14 protein-coding genes and 1 tRNA gene are annotated in these 12,260 nt (G+C 61.3%); 7 read left to right on the top strand and 8 right to left on the bottom strand.

What is annotated here, in order from left to right:
* The 4 genes from F8J34_RS00345 to F8J34_RS00360 form a co-directional block, all read right to left on the bottom strand.
* Positions 1-730, bottom strand: a 730-nt coding sequence (locus F8J34_RS00345) for a DUF3488 domain-containing protein (RefSeq protein ID WP_297055145.1), incomplete at its 3' end; no start/stop codon positions are given.
* Positions 723-1,580, bottom strand: a complete 858-nt coding sequence (locus F8J34_RS00350) for a DUF58 domain-containing protein (protein WP_297055148.1) — start codon at positions 1,578-1,580, stop codon at positions 723-725. The genes F8J34_RS00345 and F8J34_RS00350, both read right to left, overlap by 8 nt.
* Entirely contained in the window at positions 1,577-2,545 is a 969-nt protein-coding gene (locus F8J34_RS00355; protein ID WP_297055151.1) for a MoxR family ATPase, read from the bottom strand. Before F8J34_RS00355 ends, F8J34_RS00350 begins: the two co-directional genes overlap by 4 nt.
* The gene (locus tag F8J34_RS00360; RefSeq protein WP_297055154.1) at positions 2,497-3,864 is read right to left on the bottom strand and encodes a radical SAM protein; all 1,368 of its coding nucleotides are present in this window, start codon (positions 3,862-3,864) and stop codon (positions 2,497-2,499) included. Before F8J34_RS00360 ends, F8J34_RS00355 begins: the two co-directional genes overlap by 49 nt.
* A gap of 110 nt (positions 3,865-3,974) precedes the next feature.
* Between F8J34_RS00360 and F8J34_RS00365 the strand changes: the two genes are divergently transcribed.
* The 5 genes from F8J34_RS00365 to dnaB all read left to right on the top strand — a co-directional run bounded on the left by F8J34_RS00365 (position 3,975) and on the right by dnaB (position 6,579).
* A tRNA-Val gene (locus F8J34_RS00365) sits at positions 3,975-4,049 on the top strand.
* A gap of 66 nt (positions 4,050-4,115) precedes the next feature.
* Positions 4,116-4,469 (top strand): 30S ribosomal protein S6, encoded by a 354-nt coding sequence (rpsF, locus tag F8J34_RS00370; RefSeq protein ID WP_297055157.1) that lies wholly within the window; start codon positions 4,116-4,118, stop codon positions 4,467-4,469.
* A 24-nt stretch (positions 4,470-4,493) separates the two neighbouring features.
* A complete protein-coding gene (rpsR, locus tag F8J34_RS00375) occupies positions 4,494-4,769 on the top strand; it encodes a 30S ribosomal protein S18 (RefSeq protein WP_297055160.1) in 276 nt (91 codons plus the stop codon).
* Between the two features lie 2 nt (positions 4,770-4,771).
* A complete protein-coding gene (gene rplI / locus F8J34_RS00380) occupies positions 4,772-5,221 on the top strand; it encodes a 50S ribosomal protein L9 (RefSeq protein ID WP_297055165.1) in 450 nt (149 codons plus the stop codon).
* Positions 5,222-5,223: 2 nt separating this feature from the next.
* On the top strand, positions 5,224-6,579 hold the full coding sequence (gene dnaB / locus F8J34_RS00385) for a replicative DNA helicase (RefSeq protein ID WP_297055168.1): 1,356 nt from the start codon (positions 5,224-5,226) through the stop codon (positions 6,577-6,579).
* Here the strand turns inward: dnaB and F8J34_RS00390 are convergent.
* From F8J34_RS00390 to F8J34_RS00405, 4 genes are read right to left on the bottom strand one after another with little or no spacing between them, the layout of a single operon-like run.
* Positions 6,576-7,271 carry a GGDEF domain-containing protein gene (locus F8J34_RS00390; protein WP_297055170.1) on the bottom strand — a complete coding sequence of 232 codons (696 nt, stop codon included), beginning with the start codon at positions 7,269-7,271 and terminating at the stop codon, positions 6,576-6,578. The two genes, dnaB and F8J34_RS00390, sit on opposite strands and share 4 nt — an antisense overlap.
* A 26-nt stretch (positions 7,272-7,297) precedes the next feature.
* A complete protein-coding gene (gene rlmN / locus F8J34_RS00395; protein WP_297055173.1) occupies positions 7,298-8,341 on the bottom strand; it encodes a 23S rRNA (adenine(2503)-C(2))-methyltransferase RlmN in 1,044 nt (347 codons plus the stop codon).
* Between the two features lie 5 nt (positions 8,342-8,346).
* Positions 8,347-9,927, bottom strand: a complete 1,581-nt coding sequence (gene serA, locus F8J34_RS00400; RefSeq protein WP_297055175.1) for a phosphoglycerate dehydrogenase — start codon at positions 9,925-9,927, stop codon at positions 8,347-8,349.
* Positions 9,924-11,081 carry an alanine--glyoxylate aminotransferase family protein gene (locus F8J34_RS00405; protein ID WP_297055177.1) on the bottom strand — a complete coding sequence of 386 codons (1,158 nt, stop codon included), beginning with the start codon at positions 11,079-11,081 and terminating at the stop codon, positions 9,924-9,926. Before F8J34_RS00405 ends, serA begins: the two co-directional genes overlap by 4 nt.
* A gap of 111 nt (positions 11,082-11,192) precedes the next feature.
* Between F8J34_RS00405 and F8J34_RS00410 the strand changes: the two genes are divergently transcribed.
* Together F8J34_RS00410 and amrA are read left to right on the top strand one after the other, a co-directional pair.
* On the top strand, positions 11,193-11,933 hold the full coding sequence (locus F8J34_RS00410) for a DsbC family protein (RefSeq protein WP_297055180.1): 741 nt from the start codon (positions 11,193-11,195) through the stop codon (positions 11,931-11,933).
* Positions 11,923-12,260: AmmeMemoRadiSam system protein A (gene amrA / locus F8J34_RS00415; protein ID WP_297055184.1), on the top strand; the 338-nt coding region annotated here is incomplete at its 3' end. The genes F8J34_RS00410 and amrA, both read left to right, overlap by 11 nt.

Raw genomic sequence — 12,260 nt, forward strand, 5'->3', positions numbered from 1 at the left:
AGACCCGGAAATAGGGCCGGGCCGGACGGAGCCCGGAGAGCCAGCGCACCCGGAAGGCCACGCTGGGATCCTCCTGAAGGGCGGCGATCTCCCCCGGAGCCACCCGATCGGAAAGACCGGTGCGCACAGTGGAACCAAAGGGCCCGCTAAAGAGGGTACATTGCGGACGGGGGAGAAAGAGAAAATAGAATGCCGTAAGCACAAAAACCCCCAGGGTGGTGAGCACGCCCAGGAAGGCCAGCCGCCGGGCCAGGGCCAGAGGGATCTTCTCCCCCTCCTGGGCGGCAAAAAGAAAGAGCAATCCGGAAATGAGAAGGGCGGTTTCCAGGGCAAAGAGGGCCCCGTAAAGGAGGTCGAAACGCCATACCGCCGCGGCCACCAGCAGGAGAAGCCCCAGGAGATAGATCTGGAGGATGTCCCGCGGGGTCCGGGTTCCCAGGAATTTCACCCCGGCCAGGATCAAAAGCAGATCCGCAAAACGCACCACCAGCGTCTCCAGACGCAGGGTAAGGATGGTCCAGAAAAGGAAGGGCAGGAGTAAGAGGATCTGGTCCCGCACCCCGAGGGGTCGGAGGTCCCCCTGTCTTTCCCGCAGGAAGATCCACAGGAGGACCCCGCCCAGGAAGAAGAGGGCCACCGGGGAAAGATCCCGGTACAGGAAGCCTCCGGGAAGGACCACCGAGGCCACCGCCAGGATCCAGGCCACCTTAAGGGGGCGCAGTTCAGGCATAGGCCAGGGCCTCCAGCAGCTGACGGCGCTTTTGCGGCCCCCGTCCCGGAGGAATCTCCTGCCCCTTCAATCTGAGCCCCACCGCATAGCCCTCCCCCAGAGCGCGAAGGATAAGATGGGTGGCCCGGGACAGCTCCTCCTCCGAGGGGGTAGCCCCCAGATCCAGGATCAGGGTTCGCCCTCCGCCTCCCTCGAACTCCTTCATGCGCAGGGTCCCGGTGCGGGCGGAGGCCCGCCAGGCAATCCGACTGGCCGGAATACCCTCCCGGTAAGGGCCCAGGCCGGAGAACTCCTCCGGTTCGGGTGGCCGGAAACGGGCTCCGGAAGAAGGGGCCGGAACGGTATCCCGAACCGAAAGGGGAACCCTGCCGGGAAGGGGCCGGGGATAGACCAGAAGACGTATCCCTAACGGCCAGAAACGGGAGCGTCGGAAGAGGCCCAGAGGATATCCGGAATAGATCTCCAGGGGAGGCAGATGGATCTCGCCGCGGCGGGGAGGACGGACCCAGAGAAGAACCCGGCACCTGTCCCGGAGATAAAGAACCCGGCTCTCTCCCTCGAGGAGGCGCACCCGCAGGAAGAACCTGGGCCAGCCCCGGGCCTGAAGATGGATCCCGAAGGGAGAGGGGACTCCGGCGAAGGTCTCTTCCGGGGGTTCGATCCTCACGGAAAGCCCCAGGAGATTGAGTACGGAAAGGAGTCCGGAAAGGGTCATCAGGGCCAGAAGGGCCGAGGCGGAAAGGTACAGGAGGTTGTTTCCGGTGTTCACCCCGGCCAGGGCCACGGCCAGGGTCAGGGCGATGTAGAGATACCCGGCGGTGGTTATACGCACCCGAAAACGGGTTTTCACAGGGGTACCGGGACCTGTTCCAGGAATTCGCGCAGCATTTCCTCCCGGGCCGGAGGCGGGATTTCGGCCCGGGGAAGGAGACGGGGATAGGCCACCGGTACGAACACGGCCTTGACCTCCTCCGGGGTCACGAAGTCTCGCCCCCGGATATAGGCCAGGGCTTGGGCCGCCTGTTTCAGGGCCAGGAGTCCGCGGGTGGAAAATCCGTAACGGAATTCCCGGTGGCGGCGGGATTCCGTGGCCAGCTCCAGTAAATAGGCGAGAAGCCGCTCCGAGACCCGTACCCGGCGGACCTCTTCCTGGAGGGCCCGGGCCTCCTCCGGCGAAAGCACCGCCGGAAGATCGCAGGCAGCCTCATAATAGCCGTCGGCCTGAAGGATCTTCTTTTCCTCCTCCGGATCGGGATAGCCCAGGGAAAGCCGCAGGAGAAACCGATCCAGCTGAGACTCCGGCAGAGGATAGGTGCCCTGAAGGTCCTCCGGATTCTGGGTGGCGATGACCATAAAGGGACGGGGAAGGGGATAGGTCTTGCCTCCCACCGAAACCTTCCCCTCGGCCATGGCCTCCAGAAGGGCGCTCTGCGTGCGGGGGCTGGCCCGATTGATCTCATCGGCCAGGAGAATATGGGTAAAAATGGGTCCGGGTTTGAATTCAAAGACCCCTTTTTCCGGGCGCCAGACCTCGGCTCCCAAGATATCCGCGGGCAGAAGATCGCTGGTAAAGGCCACCTTACGGAAGGCACATCCGGTAACCCGGGCCAGAGCCAGGGCCAGGGTGGTCTTCCCGGTGCCGGGGAGATCCTCGAGCAAGAGGTGTCCGCGGGCCAGAAAACACACCAGGGCCAGCTCCACCTCCTGCGCTTTCCCCCGGATAACCTCCTCCAGCCGGGAACGGACCGAGGAAAGTTTCTCCCGGTTCAGGACATCGCCTCCAGGCGCCGGAAAAATTCCCGGTTCTCGCGCCACCAGCGTTTCACGAACCCCCGACCCAGATAGCGCAGATAAGCCCCGTAGAGATCGCCTCGAAGCAGGAAACGCAGGGCCTCTCTCAGGGAATAGAAACGGCGGTGCAGAAGGTAGGAGAGCTCCTGAAGGCGCCGGGCCGAAAGTTGCGCCGGACGGAAGACCACATGGTGTCCATCGTAAAGATCCCAGGAGGTTTCGAAGATCCTTCCGGCCTTTTGATAGTCCTCAAAGAGCCGGGTCCCGGGGACAGGGGTAAGGATCAAAAACTGGGCCGAATCCAGCCCCACCCGTCGGGCAAACTCCAGGGTGGCCTGGATGGTCTCCTCGGTGTCGGTATCCGCCCCCAGAACGAACATCCCATGGACTCGAATACCGTAACGGTGCAGGGTGCGAATGCCTTCCTCGATTTCCTGATAGGTAATTCCCTTCCGGAAGGCCTTGAGGGTCTCGGGATTGACCGATTCCAGCCCGATATAAACCACAAAACACCCGCTCCGGCGCATGAGTTCCAGGAGCTCCGGGTCCTTATAGATATCGATACGTACCTGAGCCGACCATCCTCCCCGAAAACCCCGGCGCACCAGGCTCTCCAGCAATTCCTTGGTTCGCTTGCGGTTGGCGGCGAAATTGTCGTCGTAAAAGAAGACGCGCTGTCCGGCCTGGATGCGGGAGAGTTCCTCCAGGATCAACTCCGAGGAACGATACCGGTAGCGCCGACCGAACATGGCAATAACCGAACAGAAAATGCAACCGTACGGGCACCCCCGGGAGGTCATTATGGGGTAGATGCGCAATTTTTCGGCTGAAACCCCGGGCACCAGGGAAAAATCCGGGACCGGGAGATCGTCCAGCTCCACGAACCCCTCCCGGGCCGGATTGTGGATCTTTTCCTCGCCCCGCCGGTAGGAAAGGCCGGCGATCTTCTCCCACCCTCCTCCGTTGGAAAGGGCCTCCACCAGATCCAGCACCGTGAACTCCCCTTCCCCGCGCACCACAAAATCCGCATACTCCAGGGCCTCATCCGGACAGAAGGTTACATGCGGACCACCCAGGACCACGGGTTTGCCGTAGGTGCGACGGATGCGCTCGGCCAGGGCATAGGCCCGGGGGGCGGTGGGGGTAATGGTGGAGATGAGCACTAGATCCGCCTCCCGCACCACCGACTCGTCCACCTCTCCCCATTCCTCCAGGAATACCGTAACCCGATGTCCCCGATCCCGGAGCATGGTCCCCAAGAGGGGGAGGGCCAGACGGGGAAGACGAAAGGCGGAAAAGACATGCGTGCGTGTATTTCGGGGTTCTATGCCTACAATATTCATCTTTCGATAACCGTGTTTAGATGATACTGCTCTTACCGGAAAAAGGCAAATGGAGTTTTCCGGGAAGGGGGCTTGCACAGGTCCAAAAGCGGGATATATTTGGAAGCGGTGGGCGGTTAGCTCAGTGGTAGAGCGTCATCCTCACACGGTGGAAGTCGCTGGTTCGAATCCAGCACCGCCCACCAGGTTTTAATTTTTAACTCCTTGCTCCCGGAGGCACCGGGGGCCGCAAGACCGAGGGGAGGTTAGAGATGCTGGAATATCGTCGTCCCAAGCGTATCCGCAAGTACGAAACCCTTTTCATCATCCATCCCGACCGGGTGGAGGAGCGGCAGGAAGTCCTGGATCGGATCCAGCGCCTGGTGGAGGAACACGACGGCAGGGTGCTCAAGGTGGACGAATGGGGGATGCGCAAACTGGCCTATCCCATCGAGAAGAAGAAACAGGGCTACTATATCCTGGTAGAATTTTACGGAAACGCCGATCTTCCCCCCCGGCTGGAACAATTCTTCCGCATAGATGAACGGGTGATCCGGTTCATCGTGGTCAAACTGGAAGATCGTTATCAGCCCGAGGAAGAAGAAATCGCGGCCGAAGCGGCCTAAAATTTTGTTTAAGGAGGCCCTCTTATGGCGGATCAGACCACGGTAAGAAGGAGATTTTTCCCCCGCAAGAAGGTCTGTCGGTTCTGCGCGGATCCCAATCTCAAGATTGATTACAAGGAACCCGACGTGCTCAGGCCCTTTCTTACCGAGCGGGGCAAGATCATCCATCGCCGTCAAACCGGGACCTGTGCCTATCATCAACGTCGGCTCACCACAGCCATCAAACGGGCCCGGATCATGGCCCTGCTTCCCTTTGTGGCGGAGCTTGAGCCCGAAGAGATCGTCCGTATGGGAGGCTAACCATGGAGGTGATCCTGCGCACCCATGTGCCCAAGCTGGGGAAACCCGGGGATGTGGTACGGGTAAAGGACGGTTATGCCCGCAACTATCTCCTGCCCAAGGGTCTGGCCATCCCGGCCAACCGCAAGAATCTGGCGGCCATGGAGCGGGAGCGGCAGATCATCCTGGCCAAGGCCGAACGGGAACGCAAAAAACATATGAGCCTTGCGGAAAAGCTGGAATCCCTCACCCTCACCCTGCCTCAGCGGGTCATCGAGGAGGATCGTCTTTACGGTTCGGTTTCCGCCCAGGACATTGTTAATGCCCTGGCGGAGCAGGGCCTGGAGATCTCCCGTAAACAGGTCCTGCTGGAGGCCCCCATCAAGACCCTGGGAGAATACGAAGTCCCCATTCGAATCTCCCCGGAGGTCACCGCCAGGGTCAAAATAAACGTGGTACCGCTGGAAGAATAGTTTTGGCTCGCCGCAAGGAAGCCCCGGCTCTGCTGCTGGACCGGCTTCCGCCTCAGAATCTGGAGGCGGAAAGGGCGGTTCTGGGCAGTATCTTCCTGGACCCTTCGGTAATCCTCAAGGTGGTGGAGATCCTCTCCCCGGACGACTTCTATCGGGAGGCCCATGCGGAGATCTATCGGGCCATGCTGGCCCTTTTCGAACGTCACGAACCCATCGATCTGGTTACCGTACACGACGAGCTTCTTTCCCGGGGCACCCTGGAGGACATCGGGGGAGCGTCCTATCTGGCGGAGCTAGCGGGGCTTCTGCCCACCTCGGCCCATGCGGTTTACTATGCGGAGATCGTACGGGAAAAGGCCCTGCTTCGCCGTCTCATCCGCACCGCCACGGAGATCGCCGCCCGGGCCTACGAGGCCACCGAACCGGTGGAGGATATCCTGGAAGCGGCGGAAAAATCCATCTTTGAACTGCGGGCCTATTCCGAAAAAGAGGGCTTCCAGAGCATAAAGGACCTGGTCAAGGAGGCCATCCGCAACCTGGAGAAACTCCACCAGCGTCCGGAGCTCATCACCGGGGTACCCACGGGTTTTACCGAGTTCGACCATCTCACCGCCGGTCTTCAGCCGGGGGATCTCATCATCGTGGCCGGGCGGCCCAGCATGGGAAAGACCTCTTTTGCCCTGAACATCGCCTGTTACGCCGCGGCCGAAGCCGGTATCCCGGTGGGGATCTTCTCCCTGGAGATGAGTCGCGATCAGCTGGCCATGCGTATGCTCTGCGCCGAGGCCCGGGTAAACCTTCAGGCCCTGCGCACCGGTCGCATCTCCGAGAGCGAATGGCAACGCCTGACCTTTGCCGCCAACAAACTCACCCGGGCCCCCATCTTTGTGGATGATACCCCGGCCCTTTCCATCCTGGACCTGCGGGCCAAGGCCCGCCGACTCATGAGCGAACACGGTCTGGGGCTCATCATCATCGACTATCTCCAGCTCCTTCAGAGCCGAGAACGGCGGGAACGGCGGGAACAGGAGATCTCGGAGATCTCCTCCTCGCTCAAGGCCATGGCCAAGGAGTTCAACGTCCCGGTGGTGGCCCTCTCCCAGCTCAACCGGCGGGTGGAGGAACGCCCGGACAAACGTCCCCAGCTCTCGGATCTTCGTGAATCCGGGGCCATCGAACAGGACGCCGACCTCATCGTCTTCATCTACCGGGACGAGGTCTATAACCGGGACACCCCCCACAAGGGAGTGGCTGAACTCATCATCGGGAAACAGCGTAACGGCCCCACCGGGGTGGTGAAGCTGGCCTTCCAGGCCCCCTACTCCTCTTTCGCCAATCTCTCGGAGATCGAGGCCTAACCGTAAATCCGGTTCTTGCCCTGGTCCTTGGCCCGGTAGAGATGGAGATCAGCCTGAATGAGGAGTTCCGTAAGGGTCATGCCGTTTCCCAGACTGGCCACCCCGGCGCTGACCGTAACCCGCCCCACCGTAGGGAAGTCAAACTCCGCCACCCGGCTGCGGATCCGCTCCGCTACCTCCAGGGCGGTCCGCCGGTCGGTGCGGGGCATGATGATGAGGAACTCCTCCCCTCCCACCCGACAGACCAGATCGGACAGGCGCACCTCCTCCCGGAAAAGACCGGCCAGGGTCCGCAGCACCTGATCCCCCACATGGTGTCCGAAGGTATCGTTGATGTTCTTGAAGTCGTCTATATCCAGGAGGACGATGGACAATCGCACCCCGGCAGAGAAGGGCTCCAGCCGCTTCAGGGTGTTTTCCAGCCATTCCATGGCATAGCGGCGGTTGAAAAGCCCGGTCAGGGGATCAAGATAACTCTGGAACCGGGCCCGCTCATAAAGATAGAGGACCGCGCAAAAAAGCCCCCCGGTGACCACCCCGTTTAAAAAAGGGATCAGGAAGTACTTCCAGTCCAGTTCGGGGAGGCGGATAAAGAGACGGTGATGCAGATAGGCCGCTCCCAGGGCCAGGAGCACCCAGAAAAGGAAGGCCACTCCATACCGCAGAATCCTCCGACCTAAAGGAGCCTTCATTTAGGGTTTCTATTTTAAACTCGAATTCAGGAAAGGGAGAGTTCGGCCCGGAGCTGTCCGCAGGCCGCTCCTATATCCAGACCCTTGCTCTTACGCACGGTGGCCACCACTCCCTCGGAAAGGATGATCTCCTGAAAGCGCCGCACCCGGCTCTCGGAGGGGCGCTTGAAGGGAAGTTCCGGATGGGGATTAAAGGGAATGAGGTTGACCTTGACCGGAATACCCCGCAGGATCTCCACCAGGCGCCGGGCCTGCCAGGGATGATCGTTTACCCCGGAAAGAAGGACATATTCCACGGTGATGCGGGCTCCCCGGCGCAGGGGATAGTCGCGACAGGCGGCCAGGATCTCCTCCAGGGGATAACGCCGGGTGGCGGGGATAAGCCGGGACCGCAGGTCGTTGTCCGGGGCATGGAGGGAAATGGCCAGGGCCACCGGAAACTCCTCGGCCAGGGCCCGTATCTGAGGAACCAGACCCACGGTGGAAACGGTGGTGCGTTTGCGGGCGAAATGGAACCCCTGCGGATGGGTGAGGATCTTCAGGGCCTTGACCAGGTGTCGATAGTTGGCCAGCGGCTCGCCCATGCCCATAAAGACCAGGTTGCGCAGGGGACGATCGGCGATTCCGGACTCCTCCATGAAGTGCCGGGCCAGGAGCACCTGGGAGACGATCTCTCCGGTGGAGAGGTTGCGCCGGAATCCCATGCGCCCGGTAAGACAGAAACGACAGCCCATGGCACAGCCGACCTGGGTGGAAACACAGAGGGTAAAATGGTCTCTTTCCGGGATGAGCACACATTCCACCACCTCGCCGTCGGAGAGCCGGAGCCCCAGCTTGGCCGTTCCGTCGGTGGAGAGTTTCCGTTCCACGAGCTGGGGCAGGGCCACGGTGGCTATCCCGGAAAGTCTAGCTCGCAGGCTCTTGGGAAGATCGGTCATTACCGAGAAGTCCTCCACCTCCGGCCGGGTCAGCCAGCGGAAGATCTGCCGGCCCCGGTAAGCCGGCTCACCGAGGCCGGTCATGAACTCTTCCAGTTCCTCCAGGGTTAGATCGCGCAGGTTTATCCGCATAAACCTTAAAGCTCCAGGGGTTTTACCGAAAATACATGGGGTAGATTGCGCAGGGCCGAAAGGACCTTCTCCTCCGGCAACCGATCCAGCGAAAGGAGGATCACATTGCGCCGTTTTTCCGGCTCCTGGCCCACATACATCCGGGCAATGTTAAGATCAGCCTCCCCCAGGGTAACCCCGATGAGACCGATCACCCCGGGACGATCCTCGTTGTGGATATAAAGCATGGGCCCTTCGGGCAGGGCATCCAGACGGAAATCGTTGATACGCACAATGCGGGGCTCCCTTTTTCCGAAGAGGGTTCCGGCCACATAGTTCTCGCCGCCCTTGAACCTCACCCTCACCCCGATGAGATTGAGGAAATCCTCGGCGGTCTCGGTGCGGCTCTCGGTGATCTTGATCCCCCTCTCTTTGGCCCGATACAGGGCGTTCACGTAGTTTACGTCCTCCCGCAGGGCCCGGGACAGAAGTCCCTTTACCAGGGAGAGGGTGAGAGGACTGGTATCCAGACGGGAAACCTCTCCCTGATACTCGATCTGGACCTCGGTGATCGGCCCCTCGGCCAGCTGAGCCTGAAGACTGCCCAGCTTTTCCGCCAGGGTGAGATAGGGCCTGAGCACGCGCAGGGCCTCCGCGGAGACCGAGGGCATGTTCACCGCATTGCGCACCACTCCGTGGACCAGGAAATCCACCACCTGGGTGGCCACGGCCACGGCCACGTTCTTCTGGGCCTCCAGGGTGGAGGCCCCCAGGTGAGGGGTGCAGACGAAGTTTTCCATCTCAAAGAGCGGATGCTTGGGATCCGGGGGTTCGGTCTCGAACACGTCCAGGGCCGCTCCGGCCACCTTCCCCTTCTTCATGGCCTCATAGAGGGCCATTTCATCCACGATACCTCCCCGGGCGCAGTTGATGAGCAGCACCCCGTCCTTCATCTTGGCGAAGCTCTCGGCGTTGATGAGGTGATAGGTCTCCTTGGTCAGGGGGACATGGATGGTAATGATATCCGCCCGGGCGTAGAGTTCGTCCAGAGAAAGCAATTCCACTCCCATTTCCGAGGCCTTTTCCGGGGTTACGAAGGGGTCATAGGCCACCACCCGCATCTTGAGCCCCTGGGCCCGCTCGGCCACCACCGAACCGATCCGCCCCAGACCGATGATTCCCAGGGTTTTGCCCATGAGTTCGCGGCCCATGAACTTCTTACGTTCCCAGCGCCCGGCCTTCACCGAGGCCATGGCCTGAGGGATGTTTCGGGCCAGGGCCAGCATCAGGGCCAGGGTATGCTCCGCCGCGGAATTGGTATTCCCCCCGGGACAGTTCATGACCACGATACCCCGCCGGCTGGCGGCCTCGATGTCCACATTGTCCAGCCCGGTCCCGGCCCGGGCGATGACCTTGAGCCGCCGGGCCGCCTCGATAATCTCTGCGGTAAGCCTGGTCCCGCTGCGGATAATGATCCCGTCCGCCTCGGCGATGGCCTCCCGGAGTTCCTCCGGGGAGAGACCGAGCCGTTCCTCCACCTCCAGGCCGCCGGACCTGAGGATCTCTATCCCTTCCGGGAGCAAAGGATCGGTAACCAGCACCTTCATGCGTAAACCTCCTTTCCCCTCTCGCCGATGAAAGCAAGGGCCTGCGCCAGTCCTTCTTCCATTTTAACCGGGAAGCCCATTTCCGAAAGTCCGAGTCCCAGGGCCGCAAGGGCCAGGACCACCTCCAGGGGACTCTGGTGCCCCATGTGGGTGATCCGGACCACCCGTCCCTTGAGTTTCCCCTGTCCTCCGGCCACCACCACCCCGTAACGCTCGCGCAGAAGCCGGGTCAGTTTGCCTCCATCCACCTCCTCCGGAAGACGGATCACCGTAAGGGCCTCGCAGGGCACCTCCGGGAAGACCTCCAGCCCCATGGCCCTCACCGCCCGGCGGGTGGCTTCGGAGACCAGGGCATAGTGGGCGAAGAGTTTCTCCAGCCCGGTTTCGCGCACCAGACGCAGGGCCGCGTGAAGCGAAAGGAGCAGGGAAACCGCCGGGGTATAGGCCGTGGTCTCCTTCTGATAGGCCTTCCATTCCCGCCGCAAATCGAAGTAATAGCGCGGGGCGGAGGCCTTTTCCACCCGACTCCAGGCCCTTTCGGAGACGGCCAGGAAGGAAAGCCCCGGAGGAAGGGCCAGGCTTTTCTGCGACCCGGCCACCATCACATCGATCCCCCACTCATCCATGGGAAGGGGATAGACCCCTAGGGCGGAGATGGCGTCCACCACCAGGAGGACATTTTTATCCCGGCAGAGGGCGGCCAGTTCCTCCACCGGGTGTTTCACCCCGGTGGAGGTTTCGTGGGCCTGAACCAGAACCGCCCGGATCTCCGGGTCCCGGTCCAGCCGGGACTTCACCTCCTCCGCCTGCACGGCCTTTCCCCATTCCACATCCAGATACACCGGAGAGAGGCCGTAACCCTCGGCGATCTCTCCCCAGCGTTCGCCGAACTTTCCCCCGCGAATGACGAGCACTTTTTCCCCGGGGGAAAAGAGATTGGCCACCGCGGCCTCCATGGCCCCGGTGCCGGAGGAGGCGAAGAAGAAGACCGGACGTTGGGTCTGGAAAAGGTACTGTAAATCCCTGCGGATCTCCGAGAGCAGGGCCGAAAACTCCGGCAAGCGATGATGCGGGGTGGGAACGGCTCCGGCCAGCAGGACCTGGGGGGCCACCGGAACCGGCCCGGGAGTAAAAAGATGCCATTTACGAAACATCTATCCTGCCTCCTGCCCAAATTTGGCCCTACTTTAACGCAATTTTTCGGGATAACTACCCTTTACACCCCTCCGGGCCGATGGTATCTTGGCCTAAAAAGGAGGTCGGCTATGCGCTTTAAGGGTTATATATGGATAGTGGGTCTTTTTCTGTGGCTAACGGGGGCGGCCGGGGCCTGTCCCACCCCTCAGAAAGTTCAGCAACTCCTGCGCAATCTTACCCCGGGCAACCTGAAGATCCTCTCGGTACGTCCCTCCGCGGTAAAGGGGCTCTGCGAGGTTACCCTTCAGCAGGGAACCCGCAAAGGGGTCACCTATATTGACGAATCGGGCCGTTACCTGGTGGCCGGACGCATCATAGAGATCGCCAAGAGGCGCGATCTCACCGGAGAGAGGATCTCCGAACTGAACCGGGTCAAGCTCACGCCCCAGCAGGTCCAGAAATTGCGTCAATATGTGGCCTTTTCCGCGGGCAAGGGTCCGGAGGTCTTTTTCATCATCGATCCGGATTGCCCCTTCTGCAAGAAGGCGGAAAGGATCCTCTGGCAATTGATTCAGGAGAATAAAGTCCGGGTCAACGTGGTCTTCTTCCCTCTGGAACAGCTCCATCCCCGGGCCAAGCAGAAGGCCATTGCCCTCATCTGTGAGAAAAAGGGATTTGAGGACCTGGTGGCGGGTTATCAGGGCACCAAGGAATGTCGCGAGGGGAAGGACAAGGTGGAGGAAGGGGCCCGTTTTGTGAAGAGCCTGGGGATCCGGGGGACCCCCACCTATGTATTTCCTTCCGGGCTGACCCACTCGGGGGTACTCTCCCGGGAACAGTTACTTAAGCTGTTAAAAAATGCCTCTTAGCCCGGAAGAAAAGCTCTATCTCCTGCGGCTGGCCCGAAGGACCCTGGAGGCGGCCTTCTCCGAGAGGTTGCCCCAGGAAGTGCCGCCTCCGCTTCCGGGCCTGCATCAGCCCTGCGGGGCCTTTGTCACCCTGCACAAACACGGCGAACTGCGGGGCTGTATCGGGACCTTTCAGTCCGAAAAACCCCTCTACCGGGTGGTGCAGGAGATGGCCCTGTCCGCGGCCTTCAACGACCCCCGCTTCCCTCCCCTGGCCCGGGAGGAACTGCCCGAAGTGGAACTGGAAATCTCCGTCCTCTCCCCCTTACAGCGGGGGCGCCCGGAAGA

The organism is Thermosulfurimonas sp. (genome assembly GCF_015491435.1).
GTDB lineage: Bacteria > Desulfobacterota > Thermodesulfobacteria > Thermodesulfobacteriales > Thermodesulfobacteriaceae > Thermosulfurimonas_A.

Excerpts from the sequence above, each read along its gene's own strand:
- F8J34_RS00360 (WP_297055154.1), bottom strand. The coding sequence starts at position 3,864 with ATGAATATTGTAGGCATAGAACCCCGAAATACACGCACGCATGTCTTT.
- rpsF (WP_297055157.1), top strand. The coding sequence starts at position 4,116 with ATGCTGGAATATCGTCGTCCCAAGCGTATCCGCAAGTACGAAACCCTT.
- F8J34_RS00410 (WP_297055180.1), top strand. The coding sequence starts at position 11,193 with ATGCGCTTTAAGGGTTATATATGGATAGTGGGTCTTTTTCTGTGGCTA.
- F8J34_RS00405 (WP_297055177.1), bottom strand. The coding sequence starts at position 11,081 with ATGTTTCGTAAATGGCATCTTTTTACTCCCGGGCCGGTTCCGGTGGCC.
- rpsR (WP_297055160.1), top strand. The coding sequence starts at position 4,494 with ATGGCGGATCAGACCACGGTAAGAAGGAGATTTTTCCCCCGCAAGAAG.
- serA (WP_297055175.1), bottom strand. The coding sequence starts at position 9,927 with ATGAAGGTGCTGGTTACCGATCCTTTGCTCCCGGAAGGGATAGAGATC.
- rlmN (WP_297055173.1), bottom strand. The coding sequence starts at position 8,341 with ATGCGGATAAACCTGCGCGATCTAACCCTGGAGGAACTGGAAGAGTTC.
- F8J34_RS00390 (WP_297055170.1), bottom strand. The coding sequence starts at position 7,271 with ATGAAGGCTCCTTTAGGTCGGAGGATTCTGCGGTATGGAGTGGCCTTC.
- rplI (WP_297055165.1), top strand. The coding sequence starts at position 4,772 with ATGGAGGTGATCCTGCGCACCCATGTGCCCAAGCTGGGGAAACCCGGG.